Source organism: Rhizobium sp. TBD182, from assembly GCF_001950375.1.
GTDB lineage: Bacteria > Pseudomonadota > Alphaproteobacteria > Rhizobiales > Rhizobiaceae > Agrobacterium > Agrobacterium tumefaciens.
This window is the reverse complement of the sequence record NZ_BDLN01000009.1, coordinates 28,054-44,637: the sequence shown is the minus strand read 5'-3', so window position 1 is coordinate 44,637 and position 16,584 is coordinate 28,054. Positions and strand designations below refer to the sequence as shown.

The 16,584-nt window shown below is 60.5% G+C and carries 19 protein-coding genes; 16 read left to right on the top strand and 3 right to left on the bottom strand.

All coding sequences use genetic code 11. From position 1 onward, the window contains the following. Positions 1-93: 93 nt before the first annotated feature. From urtE to aidB, 16 genes are all read left to right on the top strand, one after another. Positions 94-789, top strand: coding sequence for an urea ABC transporter ATP-binding subunit UrtE (gene urtE / locus T18_RS21575; protein WP_038492022.1), 696 nt, complete (start codon positions 94-96; stop codon positions 787-789). 255 nt (positions 790-1,044) lie between these two features. Continuing rightward, complete coding sequence (locus tag T18_RS21570) at positions 1,045-2,298, top strand: alpha/beta hydrolase family esterase (protein ID WP_038492927.1); 1,254 nt, start codon at positions 1,045-1,047, stop codon at positions 2,296-2,298. Continuing rightward, complete coding sequence (locus T18_RS21565; protein WP_003513912.1) at positions 2,205-3,056, top strand: urease accessory protein UreD; 852 nt, start codon at positions 2,205-2,207, stop codon at positions 3,054-3,056. The genes T18_RS21570 and T18_RS21565 overlap by 94 nt, the downstream gene beginning before the upstream one ends. Positions 3,057-3,165: 109 nt before the next feature. Then, positions 3,166-3,468, top strand: a complete 303-nt coding sequence (locus tag T18_RS21560) for an urease subunit gamma (protein WP_003513909.1) — start codon at positions 3,166-3,168, stop codon at positions 3,466-3,468. A gap of 10 nt (positions 3,469-3,478) precedes the next feature. Beyond that, the gene (locus T18_RS21555) at positions 3,479-3,736 is read left to right on the top strand and encodes a DUF1272 domain-containing protein (protein ID WP_003513907.1); all 258 of its coding nucleotides are present in this window, start codon (positions 3,479-3,481) and stop codon (positions 3,734-3,736) included. Positions 3,737-3,756: 20 nt separating this feature from the next. Further along, positions 3,757-4,062 carry an urease subunit beta gene (locus tag T18_RS21550; RefSeq protein ID WP_003491734.1) on the top strand — a complete coding sequence of 102 codons (306 nt, stop codon included), beginning with the start codon at positions 3,757-3,759 and terminating at the stop codon, positions 4,060-4,062. A 1-nt stretch (position 4,063) separates the two neighbouring features. Continuing rightward, positions 4,064-4,420 (top strand): GFA family protein, encoded by a 357-nt coding sequence (locus T18_RS21545; protein ID WP_038492016.1) that lies wholly within the window; start codon positions 4,064-4,066, stop codon positions 4,418-4,420. Between the two features lie 3 nt (positions 4,421-4,423). Next, on the top strand, positions 4,424-4,840 hold the full coding sequence (locus T18_RS21540; RefSeq protein ID WP_038492013.1) for a lysozyme inhibitor LprI family protein: 417 nt from the start codon (positions 4,424-4,426) through the stop codon (positions 4,838-4,840). Positions 4,841-4,845: 5 nt separating this feature from the next. Continuing rightward, the gene (locus T18_RS21535; protein WP_038492010.1) at positions 4,846-5,490 is read left to right on the top strand and encodes a hypothetical protein; all 645 of its coding nucleotides are present in this window, start codon (positions 4,846-4,848) and stop codon (positions 5,488-5,490) included. 4 nt (positions 5,491-5,494) lie between these two features. Beyond that, positions 5,495-7,204 (top strand): urease subunit alpha, encoded by a 1,710-nt coding sequence (gene ureC, locus T18_RS21530; protein WP_038492007.1) that lies wholly within the window; start codon positions 5,495-5,497, stop codon positions 7,202-7,204. 9 nt (positions 7,205-7,213) lie between these two features. Continuing rightward, positions 7,214-7,882, top strand: a complete 669-nt coding sequence (locus T18_RS21525) for a TIGR02117 family protein (RefSeq protein ID WP_038492004.1) — start codon at positions 7,214-7,216, stop codon at positions 7,880-7,882. A gap of 168 nt (positions 7,883-8,050) precedes the next feature. Further along, positions 8,051-8,587: a peroxiredoxin gene (locus tag T18_RS21520; RefSeq protein ID WP_013636710.1), complete on the top strand. Its 537-nt coding sequence runs from the start codon at positions 8,051-8,053 to the stop codon at positions 8,585-8,587. A gap of 150 nt (positions 8,588-8,737) precedes the next feature. Then, complete coding sequence (ureE, locus tag T18_RS21515) at positions 8,738-9,232, top strand: urease accessory protein UreE (RefSeq protein WP_038492924.1); 495 nt, start codon at positions 8,738-8,740, stop codon at positions 9,230-9,232. Between the two features lie 3 nt (positions 9,233-9,235). Continuing rightward, positions 9,236-9,907, top strand: a complete 672-nt coding sequence (locus tag T18_RS21510) for an urease accessory protein UreF (protein WP_019565119.1) — start codon at positions 9,236-9,238, stop codon at positions 9,905-9,907. 106 nt (positions 9,908-10,013) lie between these two features. Continuing rightward, the gene (gene ureG / locus T18_RS21505) at positions 10,014-10,625 is read left to right on the top strand and encodes an urease accessory protein UreG (RefSeq protein WP_013636707.1); all 612 of its coding nucleotides are present in this window, start codon (positions 10,014-10,016) and stop codon (positions 10,623-10,625) included. 3 nt (positions 10,626-10,628) lie between these two features. Continuing rightward, positions 10,629-11,453, top strand: coding sequence for an AidB family quorum-quenching N-acyl homoserine lactonase (gene aidB / locus T18_RS21500; RefSeq protein WP_038492001.1), 825 nt, complete (start codon positions 10,629-10,631; stop codon positions 11,451-11,453). Between the two features lie 74 nt (positions 11,454-11,527). Here aidB and T18_RS21495 read toward each other — a convergent pair whose 3' ends face one another. From T18_RS21495 to T18_RS27830, 3 genes are all read right to left on the bottom strand, one after another. Next, positions 11,528-12,217 (bottom strand): Crp/Fnr family transcriptional regulator, encoded by a 690-nt coding sequence (locus T18_RS21495; RefSeq protein WP_019565122.1) that lies wholly within the window; start codon positions 12,215-12,217, stop codon positions 11,528-11,530. A 334-nt stretch (positions 12,218-12,551) separates the two neighbouring features. Continuing rightward, positions 12,552-15,872, bottom strand: coding sequence for an efflux RND transporter permease subunit (locus T18_RS21490; RefSeq protein WP_038491998.1), 3,321 nt, complete (start codon positions 15,870-15,872; stop codon positions 12,552-12,554). Between the two features lie 13 nt (positions 15,873-15,885). Then, positions 15,886-16,584 (bottom strand): efflux RND transporter periplasmic adaptor subunit (locus T18_RS27830; RefSeq protein WP_323455249.1); only part of this gene is annotated, 699 nt, incomplete at its 5' end.

The following is a 16,584-nucleotide window of genomic DNA, read 5'->3' as shown; positions in this document are numbered from 1 at the left end:
TAGCCGCGAATCGATCTCCCTCCTTGTGGGGGAGATGCCCGGCAGGGCAGAGGGGGGTAGCGCCGCCCACCAAAGCATCAATGGAGTTGCACCATGCTGAACGTCGAAAACATCAACCTCCACTATGGCGCAGCACAGGCTCTGCGGGGCGTGTCGCTGAAAGCGGAGATGGGCAAGATCACCTGTGTTCTCGGCCGAAACGGCGTGGGCAAAAGCTCGTTGTTGCGCGCGGTCACCGGCCAGCATGCCATCAGTGGCGGGTCGATCAGCTTTGAAGGGGCGGCACTGGATGGGCTTGCGCCTTACCACCGGGCCAAGCGCGGTGTCGGCTACGTGCCACAGGGGCGTGAAATCTTTCCGCTGCTCAGCGTGCAGGAAAACCTTGAAAGCGGGTATGCGCCGCTGCCGCGCAAGGAGCGTTTCATTCCCGACGATATTTTCAGCCTGTTTCCGGTGCTGCAATCCATGCTGGGCAGACGCGGCGGCGACCTGTCCGGTGGCCAGCAGCAGCAGCTCGCCATCGGCCGGGCGCTGGTGACGCGGCCGAAAATCCTCGTTCTCGACGAGCCGACCGAAGGCATTCAGCCGTCGATCATCAAGGATATCGGCCGCGCAATCAAATATCTCAGGGATTCCACCGGTATGGCGATCCTGCTGGTCGAGCAATATCTGGATTTCTGCCGTGAGCTTGCCGACTATGTCTACATCATGGACCGGGGCGAAATTGTGCATGAGGGGTTTGCCGAAACGCTGGATACGCCCGAGGCGCGTCGCCATCTGACAGTATAAATCGAGACTAGTAGCCACGCACGCCGATCACGGCGTGCAAACGGCCGATTAATATTTTGAAAGTCTATGCGTGTCTGCATGGCTTTTATGCGCAATTTTAGCATTTCCTTGAATAAACGCCTGTGATATTGGCAGCGGAAATGCTGCATGCGAGACACAGACGAAGTCTATTCGCACGCCGCGACAGTTGATCCCTTACATTCCACGCGCGTCCGACGTATCGTCGGGGAAACCGTGCCCAATAAAGGCGTGTCAATGCATCAAGACTTTGCCCTTGGCCGGGCTGCCCGGCTGTTCCGCTCCGCCCGTACCCTGTTTCTGGGTCTTGCGATCTGCGCGAGCGCGAGTGTCGCAGCGTCGGCCTCGACCTGCGGTCAGCTTGCTCAACCCGGCGTGGAACCGGGCAGGCATGATTTTTCCATTCTCTCCAGTGGTCAGAAACGCGAAGGCGTTTATTTCGTTCCATCGGCCTATGACGGAAAAAAACCGGTGCCTGTCGTGTTCGATTTCCACGGCTCCAACAGCAATCCGCACGGCCAGTTGAACCGCAGCGGCTGGGACAAGCTTGCCGAGCGCGACGGCCTGATGGTGGTGGCGCTGGCGGGCAGCCTCAATGGCGAATTGCCCGGCACCCATGCCTGGAATGTTCCTGGTGTTACCACCCGTCCCGGCGGGCTGGATGAGGTGAGCTTCATTCGCGATGCAATTGCCATGGTGAAAGGCAAGTTCTGCGTGGATGAGGAGCGCTTTTACGGTTCCGGTTATTCCGGCGGCGGGCGCATGCTGTCGCAATTCATCTGCAATGGCAGCGCGGATTTCACCGCTGCCGGCTTCGTTGCATCGTTGCGCGCGGGTTATCCGCAGGAGACAGAGGGCAAATGGGGACCGGATGCGGCAAGCTGCAAGCCGGCGCGGCCAATGTCGATCATCGCCTTTGCGGGTCTGAAGGATCCGGCCAATCCCTATCAGGGTGGTGGCAAGTCCTACTGGCAATATGGCGGCGAGACGGCGCTGAAACGCTGGGCGGAAATGGACGGCTGCAAGGGCGGCGCGAAAACCAGACCGGGCGAGAGCTTCACCGTCAATTCCTATGACGTTTGCAAGGGCGGGGCACGTATCCAGTCCTACGTCATTGACAATTGGGACCATGCCTGGCCGCGCGCCACCATGAAGGCGGAAGTGCTGGCAGCGTCGGCGGTCCTTACCCGCAAGCCGGGTGGCGAGCAGACGCCGAAGGCGGAACCTGCCGTGGAGCGCAAGATGCCCACAGGCGAAGTGACGCGCACGGTTGATGCGGCGGAAAGAATGTGGGATTTCTTCCGCAACACGGAAGGACAGATGGTGGTGGATGCCGTCGTCAAAAAAGATTGCGGCGCCAAGGCCGGGTCCGCTTCCGCAACCGTTTCGGAGACCGCGTGCAGCCAGAACAGCAAGCCATCCGCCCTTCCGGTCTCGAAGACGGCGAACCTGCCCGGCAGCAGCGCGCCCGTGGCAGAGGACGCATTGTAACCAAGGCTGTCGAAGGGCGCAGCCGGCTGGACCAATTGTTCCAGGAAGGTTGCGCCAAGATCCGCCTGCCGGATACGTTTTCCAACGAGATCGAGGCCATCCTCATCAACTCCTCCGGCGGATTGACCGGCGGAGATGAAATGGAATGGCAGGCTGTTGCCGGAGCCGGCACCTCGCTGGTGGTGACGACGCAGGCCTGCGAGAAGGTCTACAAGGCATCCTCCGGAACCGCCACCGTCACCGCCCGCGTTTCCGCAGGGCCGGGCGCCCGGTTGCACTGGCTGCCGCAGGAAACCATTCTTTTCGACCGCGCGTCGCTGACCCGCAGGCTGGAAGCCGATCTCGACGCAACCTCCGAATTCATCGCCGTCGAAGCCGTGCTGCTCGGGCGTCAGGCCATGGGCGAAGCGATGCAGCATGGCCTGTTCCGGGATCGATGGCGCATTCGCCATGGCGGCCGGCTGGTACATGCCGAAGAGCTGTTGCTTGCGGGAGAAGTGGCGGAGCTGACTGCAAAACCGGCGGTGCTTGCCGGGCAGGTGGCCTTTGCCACGCTTCTTTATATCGGGCCTCTGGCCGAGGCGCTTTTGCCTAAAATCCGGGCTATTGCCGGGGAAAGCGGCGGCGCCAGCGAATGGCAGGGCAAGCTTGTCGTGCGCGTGTCCGCCGCCGACGGTTTCTCCCTTAGAAAAATACTTTTTCCGATCATTTCGCTCTTGCGAAACGGCGCGCCAGTGCCGAAAGTCTGGAATCTGTAAAGCTCCGGATCGCCCGCGACAGGCGACCTTCCGGGGTCTGTCAAACAAGTCGGATCAGCCCCCGAAACACTGTGTTTTGCGGGGCAGGTGCGAAAGCTGCGGGACGACGATGAACCTTACTCCGAGAGAAAAAGACAAGCTGCTGATTTCCATGGCCGCCATGGTGGCGCGCCGCCGGCTGGAGCGTGGCGTGAAGCTGAATTACCCGGAAGCGATTGCGCTGATTACCGATTTCGTTGTCGAGGGCGCCCGCGATGGTCGCGCGGTGGCCGACCTGATGGAAGCCGGCGCGCATGTCATTTCCCGCGATCAGGTTATGGAAGGCATCGCCGACATGATCCATGATGTGCAGGTGGAAGCAACATTTCCCGACGGCACCAAGCTTGTGACCGTTCACGAACCGATACGCTGAGGGGGACGATATGGCGCTGGAGCTTCGGCCCAATTGCGAATGCTGCGACCGTGATCTTGCCCCCGACAGCAGGGTTGCGATGATCTGCTCGTTCGAATGCACCTTTTGCGCCGATTGCGCGACCGATGTGCTCAAAGGCGCCTGCCCGAATTGCGGCGGCGAGCTGGTTCGCAGGCCCATCCGCCCGGCGGCCAAACTCGTCAACAATCCGGCATCGACGACACGGGTGCTGAAGGCTGAAGGCTGCGCGGCAGCCACCGCTGCTTGAGAGAGACAAAGGGGAGCACCATGAAACCAGGCGAAATCATTGCCGCAGAGGGCACCATCGAACTCAATGCCGGCCAGCCGACGGTGACGATCGAGGTGGCCAATACCGGTGACCGGCCGGTTCAGGTGGGCAGCCATTACCATTTCTTCGAGACCAATGCGGGTCTTGTCTTCGACCGCGACAAGGTGCGCGGCATGCGTCTCGACATTCCGGCCGGCACTGCGGTTCGTTTTGAACCCGGCCAGAAGCGGGAAGTGACGCTGGTGCCGCTTTCCGGCAAGCGCGAGGTTTACGGGTTTCGTCAACAGATCATGGGGAGGTTATGAGATGGCGACGGCGCATTATCACGGAAGTTGCCAATGCGGCGACGTGAGCTTCGAGGTCGATGCCGATCTCGACCACACGGTCGTGTGCAATTGCTCGCGCTGCAAGCGCTTGGGCTCGACGCTTGCCTTTGCGCCGCGCGAAAAATTCACCCTGCTTTCCGGCGACGACAAGCTGACGGAATATCTCTTCAACAAGCACAAGATCCATCATCTGTTCTGCGCCACCTGCGGCATTGAGAGTTTTGCCTATGCCGATGGGCCGGATGGGACGCCGATGGTGGCGGTGAATACCAATTGCCTTGATGGTGTCGATCCGCGTGCGCTGAAGCCGCAGGCTTTCGATGGCGCGGCTGCCTGAGTGATGGCCGTGACTTTGAAAAAATTCTGTTTCGGTGCGGCTGTCCTGCTGTCTCTTGCGGCGTCTCCCGCATTTGCCGATGACGCGCCCGATTGCACCTCGCCGCAAACGCAGGCCGATATGACCATCTGCGCCGGCAAGGATTACGAAAAGGCCGACAAGCAGTTGAACGCCGCCTACCAGAAGGTTCGCAAGCAGCTTGCGGAGCGTGACAAGACGGCAGACGAAAGCGGCAAGGGTGCCGTGGATGCATTGGTTGCCGCCCAGCGTGCCTGGGTGGCGTTTCGCGATGCAAATTGTGATGCCTTCGGGTTTCAGGCGCGTGGCGGCACGATGGAGCCGATGCTGGTTTCCTCATGCCTGGCCGATATGAGCAATAAGCGCGCTGATGAATTGCGCCAGTTGTCCGAAGGTTTCTGAACGGTATGGGGCGGCGGATCATGATTGTCGGAAACGGAGAAATGCCGCAGGGCGTGGCTGATCTCATCGACCTTTCCGACATTGTCATCCGCTTCAACGATTGCCGTTCGCTGGGCGCTGGCGGCAGCCGCACGGATGTGGTGGCCGTTTGCAACACCGGCCGGCCCGGCCGCGAGATGAGCGAAGGGGCCGCGTGGCGCGACAATGAGGGGGTGCAGCAGGCTTCCGCCATCTGGTCGGTGCGCGATCCCGCGAAATTTTCGCAGATGGAGCCGGATATCCGCGCTCGCTGGCCCGAACTGACCGATTTTTGTGCCGATTATACCGCCGGTTTCGCAGCATTAGCCGAAGAGACCGGCAAGAGCCACCTCGTCATTCCGCGCGGGGTGCATGAGCGGCTTGATCACGCATTGCAGGTCTATGCGCCGGCCCCTTACGTCTGCCCGAGCACCGGGCTTCTTGCCATCGCCCATGTTCTGGAGACCGTGAGCGGCGGCGATGACGAGGTGGCGATTGCGGGCTTTGGTCATCAAGGCTGGAACGGGCATCCGTTTGCCGCCGAAAAACAGCTTGTAGAGGCCCTCACACACGAGGGCCGGCTGACACGAATTTCTCCCATATCGATTTTCTCCGCGTCCGAAGGAGCCTGAACCCATGCCTTACAAGATTTCCCGCGCCGCCTATGCCGGCATGTTCGGCCCGACCGTCGGCGACAAGGTGCGTCTTGCCGATACCGAACTCTTCATCGAGATCGAGAAGGACTACACGACCTATGGCGAGGAAGTGAAATTCGGCGGTGGCAAGGTCATTCGCGACGGCATGGGCCAGAGCCAGGCGACGCGGGCCGAGGGCGCTGTCGATACCGTCATCACCAACGTCGTCATCGTCGACCATAGCGGCATCTACAAAGCGGATGTGGGCCTGAAGAACGGGCGCATCCACGCCATCGGCAAGGCGGGCAACCCCGATACGCAGCCGGGCGTGACAATCATTGTCGGCCCTTCGACAGAGGCGATTGCCGGCGAAGGCAAGATTCTGACTGCCGGTGGCATGGATGCACATATCCACTTCATCTGCCCGCAGCAGATCGAAGAAGCGCTGATGAGCGGCGTTACCTGCATGCTGGGCGGCGGTTCCGGCCCCGCGCATGGCACGCTTGCCACCACCTGCACCGGCTCGTGGCACATCGAGCGGATGATCGAGAGCTTCGATGCTTTCCCGATGAACCTCGCATTGGCGGGCAAGGGCAATGCTTCGTTGCCCGCGCCGCTGGAAGAGATGATCCTTGCCGGTGCCTCATCGCTGAAGTTGCACGAGGACTGGGGCACGACGCCCGCCGCCATCGACAATTGCCTGACGGTGGCTGACGAATATGACGTGCAGGTGATGATCCACACCGATACGCTGAACGAGAGCGGTTTCGTGGAGGACACGGTTGCCGCCATCAAGGGCCGCACCATCCATGCCTTCCACACCGAAGGGGCAGGCGGTGGCCATGCGCCTGATATCATCAAGGTCTGCGGCAATCCGAACGTCATCCCGTCTTCCACCAATCCGACGCGGCCCTACACCATCAATACGCTGGCCGAACATCTGGATATGCTGATGGTGTGCCACCACCTGTCGTCGTCCATCCCTGAGGATATCGCGTTCGCCGAAAGCCGCATCCGCAAGGAAACCATCGCGGCGGAGGATATTCTCCACGATATCGGCGCGTTCTCGATCATTTCCTCCGACAGCCAGGCCATGGGCCGTGTCGGCGAAGTGGCAATTCGCACCTGGCAGACGGCTGACAAGATGAAGCGCCAGCGCGGCCGTCTGAAGGAAGAGACCGGCGAAAACGACAATTTCCGCGTCCGCCGTTACATCGCCAAATATACCATCAACCCGGCCATCGCGCAGGGCGTCAGCCATGAGATCGGCTCCATCGAAGTCGGCAAGCGTGCCGATCTGGTGTTGTGGAACCCGGCATTCTTCGGCGTGAAGCCTGAAATGGTGTTGCTCGGCGGTTCCATCGCCGCGGCACCGATGGGCGATCCGAATGCCTCCATTCCCACGCCGCAGCCGATGCATTACCGCCCGATGTTTGCCGCCTATGGCAAGCTGCGCACCAATTCCTCGGTTACATTTGTCAGTCAGGCGTCGCTGGATGCCGGCCTTGCAGGGCGTCTTGGTGTTGCCAAGAAGCTGATGGCGGTGAAGAACGTGCGCGGCGGCATTTCCAAGGCCTCGATGATCCACAATTCGCTGACCCCGCATATCGAGGTTGACCCGGAAACGTATGAGGTGCGCGCCGATGGCGAGCTTCTGACCTGTGAACCGGCGACGGTGCTGCCGATGGCGCAGCGTTATTTCCTGTTCTGACGGCGTTTCGTGTTGAGATTTATCACAAGGTGGATCGGCGGTGGCCTGCTGCTGATCATCCTGCTTCTTGTGCTCGGCACCGTCGTGCCGCGACCCTTTTTTGCCGATGAAACAAGCGGCGTGAGGGATCGCGAGATATTGCTGTTATCCAATCCGATCCATACCGATATCGCCCTGCCTGTTGATGACGATCAGCGGCGGGTATTTTCCGAATTGCAGGAGGGCGGTATCGCGGTCAACCATCCGGCTGCTGCCTATCTGGTGTTCGGCTGGGGTGGCCGGTCGTTTTACATACAGACGCCGACATGGGCCGACCTGAAGCCGATGCCAGTCGTGCGCTCTCTGACACTCGACCAGTCGGTGATGCATGTGGATGTGACTGGGGATTTTCCCGCCGACCTTGCCGCGGTGAAGCGCCTTCGCATTTCTGAAGCGGGATATCAGCGACTTGTGGCGGGCATTCGTGCGAGCTTCCTGCGGGACGATGGCAAAGTTCAGCTTATACCCGGTGCTTCCTACAGCCTGACGGATGGATTTTTCGAGGCGAATGGCTGGTTCAATGCGCTGGCCGGCTGCAACACGTGGTCTGCCGCCATGCTGCGGCAAGCCGGCATTCGCACCGGCTGGTGGACACCGTTGCCGCCACTGTTGCGCTGGTCGGTAGCGCTGCACAATTGATCTTCCCGCGGTGCGACGTTTCGTTGATTTGACGTCTGGTAATCCGATTTTTATGCTGCACCGCAGCGCATCTTGCGCTAAAGAAACGGCAAAAGAATCCCGTGCGGATCGGTCCCAAGCGATCCGTGCAAAACGCCAGAAAATTGAAGACAGATCAGGAGACAAGACATGCTCGGCAAAAAAGTGCCCGCCGTTACCTTCCGCACGCGTGTTCGCGACGAGGCCGTTGGTGGCCCCAACCCTTTCCGTTGGCAGGACATGACCTCCGACGATTACTTCAAGGGCAAAAAGGTCGTTCTCTTCTCGCTGCCCGGCGCTTTCACGCCGACTTGCTCGACCTACCAGCTTCCCGATTTCGAAAAGCTCGCGGGCGAATTCCGCGCGCTCGGCGTCGATGAAATCTATTGCCTGTCGGTCAACGACGCCTTCGTGATGAATGCCTGGGCAAAGGGCCAGAACCTCGAAAACGTCAAGGTCATTCCTGACGGTTCGGGCGAGTTCACCCGCAAGATGGGCATGCTGGTCGCCAAGGACAATCTCGGTTTCGGCATGCGCTCCTGGCGTTACGCCGCCGTCATCAATGACGGTCTGGTGGAGCAGTGGTTCGAGGAAGAGGGCTATTGCGATAATAGCGATACCGACCCTTACGGCGTTTCCTCGCCGCAGAACATTCTGGAAAACCTGAAGAGCCGCGCTGCGGCCTGATTGCGGTTTGCTTTTTTTGACAAGGCCCGGCAGCGATGCCGGGCTTTTTCGTTTTCCGAGACGCGTTCGACCTGAAAACACGCCTTGAAATCGGCCGGGCTATCCGTCAACAATCGGAACCCCAAGACTGTTTCTGAAATGGATCATCCCATGCTGCGCGTCACGTCCTATCACCCCGCCGGAACTCCAGCCGACGAACCTTCAGGTTATGTCACTCTCGCGCATGACCAGCGACATCTGCGCCGCAAACTTCTGCATTTGCAGAATGACGAGATGGTGATGTTGGATTTGAAGGAAGCCGTGCTGTTTGCCCATGGCGACCTGCTGGTGGTGGAGAACGGTGATCTGGTGGAGGTTCGCGCTGCGGACGAAAAGCTGTTCGAAATCAAGGCGAAGGACCGTCTTCACCTGATCGAGCTTGCCTGGCATCTGGGCAACCGGCACCTTTCGGCGCAGATCGAGGAGGAGCGTATTCTCATCCTGCGTGACCACGTGATCCGCGCCATGCTGGAAGGTCTTGGCGCAACAGTGCGTGATGTGGAAGAACCTTTCCAGCCGGCGCGCGGTGCTTACCACGCCCATGGCGGCCATTCCCACGGTCACGGGCACGGGCATGACCATGGTCACCATCACGACCATGGCTGAAACATGAGCGAAGATCGCGGCGTTGCCGCGCTGCTGCGGCTCATGGCATGGATGTCGCCGGCCTTTCCTGTCGGCGGCTTTTCCTATTCTGGCGGCCTTGAAAAGGCGGTGGAGGACCGGCGCGTCAGTGATGCCGCCGGTCTTTACGGCTGGGTGGAGGTGCTTCTGCGTTCCGGCAGTCTGTGGAACGATGCGGTATTTCTGGCTGATGCCTGGCGTAATGGAACGGACGCCGTCGCCCTGAGTGAAGCGGCGGATCTGGCTCGCGCGCTCGCCGGTTCTGCGGAGCGCTACCGCGAGACGGTGCTCCTCGGCGATGCCTTCGTTGCCGCCGCCGGCGCCTGGCCGAACGCGGTTCTTGAGCTGTTGCCGAAAGAGGTTCCTTATCCTGTTGCCATAGGTGCGGTGGCGGCAGGGCATGGCGTGCCGCTTCGGGAAACGGTTGCCGCATTCCTGCATGCCGGTGTCTCGCAGATCGTCTCCGCCGGTATCCGCCTTGGCGTCGCGGGGCAGAAGGACGGCGTTGCCATTCTCGCCGCAAGCGAGGCGACGATCGGCGAAATGGCGGCACGGGCCGTGCAATCCACGCTCGACGATCTCGGCAGCGCCACTGTTATCGCCGACACCGCGACCATGCGGCACGAGATGCAGGGAACGCGGCTTTTCCGCTCCTGAATATCTCGCCGCAATGCAGCATTGCCGCCCTTGAAGCGGTCGTGCGAAGCGTTATGGTGGGACAACATCAAAGCATATTGAAGGGAACATGGTTGTGACATCGGGCATGAAATCGGGCAACGGTCCGCTGCGCGTCGGCATTGGCGGGCCGGTCGGTTCCGGCAAGACCGCGCTGACGGAAAAGCTTTGCAAGGCTATGAGCGCCGATTACTCCGTCGCCGTCGTTACCAACGATATCTACACCAAGGAAGATGCGGAAGCGCTGGTGCGCATGCAGGCGCTGCCGTCCGAGCGTATCGTTGGAGTGGAGACGGGCGGATGTCCGCATACTGCCATCCGTGAGGATGCGACGATCAATCTGCAGGCGATTGCCGGTCTCAATGCGCGCTTTCCCGATCTCGATGTTGTCTTCATCGAATCCGGTGGCGACAATCTTGCGGCGACTTTCTCGCCCGATCTTGCCGATATCACCATCTATGTGATCTCCGTCTGTCAGGGCGAGGAAATTCCGCGCAAGGGCGGGCCGGGCATCACCCGCTCGGACCTGCTGGTCATCAACAAGAAAGACCTTGCCCCTTACGTCGGCGCTGATCTGACGGTGATGGACAGCGATGCCACCCGCATGCGCAATGCCATGCCTTTCGTCTTTACCGACATGAAGCGCGGCGAGGGTGTCGATCGCATCGTCGGTTTCCTGAAAGAGCAGGGCGGTCTCTGAGATATGACCACGCCCCTCCGTTTTGGTTCCTGTGACGTTTCCCGCTTTGTCGATGGTGTCTACAAGGCGCCTGTCGGCCACCTCATCCACCGGCAGGGCGCGGATGCGCTGGCGGCGGCGCTTGCCGGGCATGAGGGCGAAACGGTGGATATGGACGTCAACTGTTTTGTGCTGTCAGGGCCTGATGGTATTTCGCTGATAGACACCGGTTGCGGCACGGCCTGGGGGCCGACCTACGGCCATGCCCGTGCGGGGATGATTGCCGCTGGGATCCAGCCTGATGATGTCAGCCGTGTTATCCTCACCCATATTCACGGCGACCATGCGCTGGGACTTATCGAAGGCGACCAGCCTTATTTTCCCAATGCGGACATATGGGTGCCCGAGGCCGATCTTGCCTTTTTCACCAGCGAGGATGCACGCAAGAGATTGCCGCCTGCGAGGCAGGGCGCCTTCGATATTGCCGACCGGCTGCTCGACATTTGTGGTGCCATGCTGCGGCCAATCCCAACTGGCAGGATTGCCGAGGGTATGGAAGCCATCGCCATGCCCGGCCATACGCCTGGCCATACCGGCTATCTCATCGGTAATGGCGATGACCGGCTGTTATTGTGGGGCGATGTGCTGCATGTGAGCGCGTTGCAGGCGGACGATCCGGGTATCGGTTTTGTCTATGATATCGATTCCGAAACTGCCTATGCGACACGTCTCGATGCGCTGACCCAGGTTGCCGATCACGGCTGGCTGGTTTCCGGCGGCCATCTTGGCGGATTTTTCCGCGTCGAGCGAGAGGGCGATCGCTTCCGCTTCATGCCGCAGCCGGTCTGATATCCTGCTCGACAAAAAATTAGAGGACGGGATACCCGTAGGCGTCCCGTCCTCTTCCTCTCCCCGGTACTTCTTCAAATCTGCTTCAGCGCCGCGACATCATTGACCTGCACGATGCGGCCGCGAACGGTGACGCCCGCCTTTTTCAATGCGGAGAAAGCGCGCGACAGCGCTTCCGGTGCAAGGCCGAGCTTGCCGGCGAGCAGGCTTTTCTGGAACGGCAGACGCAGCGAAAAGGACGTAGCGTCGCGCGGCCCCTGATTGATCAGGTAATGGGCAACGCGTTGCGGCGCGGTTTGCAGCCGGTCGTTGGCAATGCAATCCATGGTGCCGAGCAGGCTGTTGGAGAGGCAGCGCATCACGGCCTTGGCGATTGCCGGTTCCTGATCCACAAGGCTGCGGATTCTTGCCAGTTCGAAACGCGCCACCGTGCAGCTTTCCGCCGCCTGCGCGCTGTAACGATAGCTGTCGCTGCCAAAGATCAGACATTCGTTGAAGGTATCGCCCGGACCGCTGACACGCACATCCGCCTCGCGCCCGTGCCTGTCCAGCCGGTAGAGGCGGACATAGCCCGACAGCACACAGTAGAAATATTGCGCTGCCTCGCCCTCCTTGAAGAGCACATGGCGGGCATTGAGATTGGTGACGGTTGCCGCCTCCATCAGTTTCAACGCCGCCGCTTCATCCGCAATCCCTATCAGGGGCACGCGCAGCAGAATGTTCCTGTCCCTGTTGCTCAGCTTTACGGTCTTGTTCACGTCCATCCGGCTCCCGCTCAAACCTTTTGCCGGGTTGTCCGAAGCGATACGAAACCGGGGATGTTCCTTTTCCCTCACGCCTATCTGAAAAGAGCTCATCGCATTATCCTTCGACCGGCAATTCCCGATGCGAGGGAGATTAGCAGTTCACCTGAAAAGCGAATTGATTTCGATCAAATGGGTTTGGCGTTGTTGTGCGGGGAGCAGGGAAATGTGGAGCGAGCAGGTGCGGCCTATCTCTTCTCCCCGACGTGGAGAAGAAGCCAGCCGCAACGCAGTCGCGACCAAGCAAACTCACCACAAAAGGAAACGCCGGGCGCTGGACCCGGCGTTTCAACTTTCACTCGGCAGCGAGCGGCGGCAACCGCAATATATTGCTGCCCTTGTCACCGGATTTTTCACCGGAGCCTTTTTCCATGCCGGCAACGCGCGCTTCCAGCGAAGAGAGCGCCAGGCTGTTTTCGCGGGCGATCTCCGAGAGTTTTTCGTTGGAGAGCGACTCTTCCTCCTCTTCCTTCTTGCCGACAAAGCGGCCGAAGAGGTGGGCGAGCAGGCGCGACAGGTCATCCATGATCAGGAAGAAGGCGGGGACCACGATCAGGGACAGCACCGTGGAGACGATGATGCCACCGATCACCGCAATCGCCATCGGCGCGCGGAAGGAGCCGCCTTCGCCGACGCCAAGTGCCGAGGGCAACATGCCCGCCGACATGGCGATGGAGGTCATGATGATCGGGCGGGCGCGCTTGCGGCCGGCCTCGACCATGGCATGCACCCGTTCCATGCCGTGCCGGCGCATTTCAATGGCGAAGTCCACCAGAAGGATGGCGTTTTTCGTCACGATACCCATCAGCATCAGAATGCCGATGAGAACGGGCATCGAAAGCGCGTTCTGCGTGATGATGAGCGCCACGGCCACGCCGCCAATGGCGAGTGGCAGTGAGAACAGGATGGTGAAGGGCTGGATGATATCCTTGAACAGAAGGATAAGCACCACCAGCACCAACAGCAGGCCGAGCAGCATGGCGTTGACGAAGCCCTGCTGCATTTCGCCCTGCACCTTGGCATCACCGCTTTCGGCAAGGCGAACGCTTGCCGGCAGTTCGGTTTCCGAAACGATCCGCTTGAACTCCGCCGTAGACGTATCGAGCGCTGTGCCGAACGGTACATCGGAGCCGATGGAGACGACGCGGTTGCGGTCGTTGCGCTTGATCGAGCTTGGACCTTCCGAATAGTCGATATCGGCAACACTGTAGAGCGGCACCAGCGAACCGGATGCGGTCTTGACCTTCAGCGCGCGGATGGTGGCGAGGTCACGGCGGGTATCGATGGATGCCTGCACGCGGATCGGGATCTGCCGGTCGTCCAGCGAGATTTTCGTCAACTGTGCGTCGATGTCACCGATGGTGGCGACACGCACCGTCTGCGAAATCTGCTGCGGCGTGATTCCGAGGCGGGCGATCTCGTCCTTGCGCGGGCGGATTTGCAGTTCAGGACGGGGAAGCGCTCCCTCCGAGCTGACATTGGCAAGGATGGGCGAGGCGCGCAGGCGGCTTTCGAGAATGCCGACGGCGTCGTTCAGATCCTTCTCGTTGGACGAGAGGAAGTTGAAGCTCAGTTCGCGTTCCGCGCGGTCGTTCAGCTTGATGATGCGTACATCCGGAATGCTGTGGACCTTGGCGAAGATATCCCGCTCAACATCCCACTGCGGACGGACACGGCCCTTTTCCTCGATCTTCGGAAGATATTGGCCGACAAGCGGAAGCGAGCCGAGACCCTTGTTGACAAGGGTTTTCAGCAGCGAATGGTCGATATGCTGGAGAATGACGTTGACGGTGGCGCGGCGAAGCTCCAGATCGCCCTTGGGCGAGGCGCCGCCGAGGATGAAGACGCTTTCCACACCGTTGATATCGCGGATGGCGTGGAAGATTTCGGTCGTCGTCCGGTCTGTCTCGTCCAGCGTTGCATTCGGCGGCAGTTCCACCGAAAGCGTTACGCGCGAGGCGTCGTCCGGCGGCAGGAAGCTGCCCGGCACCTGGCTAAGAAGCATGACGGAAGCAATGAGGAAGCCGATGGCGCCGACCAGCGTCAGGTAACGCGCCCACCATTTGGAGGTGGTGGCGGAAACCATGCGCGTATAGGCTTTCATCAGCCAGCCGTCATTGTCGGCATGGTCGTCCATCGCGTCTTCGGCGCGCATCAGATAGGCGGCCATCAAGGGCGTGATGAGACGGGCGACCGCCAGCGAGAAGAACACCGAGAAGGCGACCGTCAGACCGAACTGGATGAAGTACTGGCCGGGAATGCCGGGCATGAACGACACGGGTACGAAGACGGCGATGATGGTGAAGCTGGTGGCGATGACGGCAAGGCCGATTTCGTCTGCGGCTTCCAGCGAGGCGCGATACGGCGTCTTGCCCATCTTGATGTGGCGGGCGATGTTCTCGATTTCCACGATGGCGTCGTCCACGAGAATACCCGTGGCGAGCGTCAATGCGAGGAAGCTGACGAGGTTGAGCGAGAAGCCCATGATGTCCATGATCCAGAATGTCGGGATCGCGGAGAGCGGCAGGGCCACGGCGGCAATCAGGGTGGCGCGCCAGTTCCTGAGGAACAGCAGAACCACGATGACGGCGAGGACCGCGCCTTCGATCAGCGTATCGAGCGCTGCCGTATAGTTGCCATAGGTGAAGTAGACGGCGTCATCGACCATCTGGATCGCGACGTCGGGATGGTCCTTGCGGACCTGATCGAGGCTTTCGGCCACGGTTTTGGCGACCGAAACCTCGCTGGCGCCCTTGGAGCGGAACACCGCAAAGGTAACGGCGGGGTTGCCGTTGAAGCGCGAGAAGGACTTCTGCTCCTCATAGGTGTCCGTGACGGTGCCAAGTTCGGCGAGCTTTACGAAACGGCCATTGGAGAGCGCGATGGTGGTGTTGGCAAGCTGGGTGACATCGCGGGTGTCGCCCAGCGTGCGGATCGTCTGTTCGTTGCCGCCAACCTGGCCACGGCCGGAGCCAAGGTCGATATTGGTGCCGCGCAGCTGGCCGTTCACTTCGCTTGCGGTGATGCCGTAGGCGTCGAGCTTTTCGGGGCTGAGCGAAACGCGCACTTCGCGGTCGGCGCCGCCATAACGGTCGACCTTGCCGATGCCGGACTTGCCCTGTAGCGAACGCTTGATGGTGTCATCCACGAACCAGGACAGTTCTTCCAGCGTCATGTTCGGCGAGGAGACGGCAAAGGTCTGGATTGCCTGGCCTTCCACGTCGATCTTGCTGACAACAGGCACTTCGATGTCGGATGGCAGATCGCTGCGGATCTTGTCGATAGCGTCCTTGACGTCCTGAACCGCCTCTTCCGTCGGCTTTTCGATGCGGAAGACGACGGTTGTCAGGGATTGTCCGTCGGTGACGGTCGACTGGATTTCGTCGACGCCGCTAATGGCGGCGACAGCGTCTTCGATCTCCTTCGTCACCTGCATTTCCAGCTCGGACGGCGAAGCGCCGCTCTGGGTCACGGTGACGGCAACGACGGGAACGTCGATATTCGGAAAACGGGTGATCGGCAGGGCGTTGAAGGCCTGGATGCCGAGGAACATCAAAAGCGCGAAGCCGAGAAGCGGCGCAATCGGGTTACGGATTGACCATGCGGAGAAGTTCATTTCATTCCCTCAGTCAGTTGGACGCAGCCGTCTGGGCTTCCACCGGTCTTATCCGGTCACCATCACGCACGAATGCTCCAGCTTTCTCGACAACCTTGTCACCAGCGGCAAGTCCGCTGACAATCTCGATGAAACCGCTGTCTTCAATGCCGGTCTCGATCTTCACCTGCTTGACGATGTCGCCTTCCACCTTGCGGGTGGTCGAGCCTTCACGCCCGGAGGTGACGGCCGAAAGCGGCAGGGCAAGCGCGTTCGTCTCTTTTACGATGATCTCCGCGCTGGCATACATGCCCGACCGTGCCGGGCTGTCCGTCGGCAGCACAACATGCACGGAACCAAGGCGCGTGGCCGGATCGACGGTCGGCGAAACGAGACGCACCTTGCCCTCAATTTTTTTGGCTCCGCCGGCAACCGTCAAGAAAGCTTTCTGGCCGGCCTTCACCCGCTGGATGTCGGTCTCGGAAAGATCGGCGACAAGCTCGATCGCGCCGTCCTTGATGATCGTGAAAAGCGGGTTTCCCGCACCGCTGGCGATGGCGCCGACCTTGGCATTCTTGGCGGAAACGATGCCGGTGACGGGGGTCTTCACACCCGTGCGCGTCAGTTTCAGATTGATGTCGTCAATCTGCGCGTCCACGACCTTGATGTCTGCCTCTCCGGCGGAAACGGTCTGTTTGGCGGCATCAAGGCGTGCCTGCGCAACCTGGGCAGC

Excerpts from the sequence above, each read along its gene's own strand:
- T18_RS21510 (WP_019565119.1), top strand. The coding sequence starts at position 9,236 with ATGAGCGAAGATCGCGGCGTTGCCGCGCTGCTGCGGCTCATGGCATGG.
- ureG (WP_013636707.1), top strand. The coding sequence starts at position 10,014 with ATGAAATCGGGCAACGGTCCGCTGCGCGTCGGCATTGGCGGGCCGGTC.
- ureC (WP_038492007.1), top strand. The coding sequence starts at position 5,495 with ATGCCTTACAAGATTTCCCGCGCCGCCTATGCCGGCATGTTCGGCCCG.
- aidB (WP_038492001.1), top strand. The coding sequence starts at position 10,629 with ATGACCACGCCCCTCCGTTTTGGTTCCTGTGACGTTTCCCGCTTTGTC.
- T18_RS21560 (WP_003513909.1), top strand. The coding sequence starts at position 3,166 with ATGAACCTTACTCCGAGAGAAAAAGACAAGCTGCTGATTTCCATGGCC.
- urtE (WP_038492022.1), top strand. The coding sequence starts at position 94 with ATGCTGAACGTCGAAAACATCAACCTCCACTATGGCGCAGCACAGGCT.
- T18_RS21555 (WP_003513907.1), top strand. The coding sequence starts at position 3,479 with ATGGCGCTGGAGCTTCGGCCCAATTGCGAATGCTGCGACCGTGATCTT.
- T18_RS21520 (WP_013636710.1), top strand. The coding sequence starts at position 8,051 with ATGCTCGGCAAAAAAGTGCCCGCCGTTACCTTCCGCACGCGTGTTCGC.
- T18_RS21545 (WP_038492016.1), top strand. The coding sequence starts at position 4,064 with ATGGCGACGGCGCATTATCACGGAAGTTGCCAATGCGGCGACGTGAGC.
- T18_RS21495 (WP_019565122.1), bottom strand. The coding sequence starts at position 12,217 with ATGGACGTGAACAAGACCGTAAAGCTGAGCAACAGGGACAGGAACATT.
- T18_RS21570 (WP_038492927.1), top strand. The coding sequence starts at position 1,045 with ATGCATCAAGACTTTGCCCTTGGCCGGGCTGCCCGGCTGTTCCGCTCC.
- T18_RS21540 (WP_038492013.1), top strand. The coding sequence starts at position 4,424 with ATGGCCGTGACTTTGAAAAAATTCTGTTTCGGTGCGGCTGTCCTGCTG.
- T18_RS21490 (WP_038491998.1), bottom strand. The coding sequence starts at position 15,872 with ATGAACTTCTCCGCATGGTCAATCCGTAACCCGATTGCGCCGCTTCTC.
- ureE (WP_038492924.1), top strand. The coding sequence starts at position 8,738 with ATGCTGCGCGTCACGTCCTATCACCCCGCCGGAACTCCAGCCGACGAA.
- T18_RS21550 (WP_003491734.1), top strand. The coding sequence starts at position 3,757 with ATGAAACCAGGCGAAATCATTGCCGCAGAGGGCACCATCGAACTCAAT.
- T18_RS21535 (WP_038492010.1), top strand. The coding sequence starts at position 4,846 with ATGGGGCGGCGGATCATGATTGTCGGAAACGGAGAAATGCCGCAGGGC.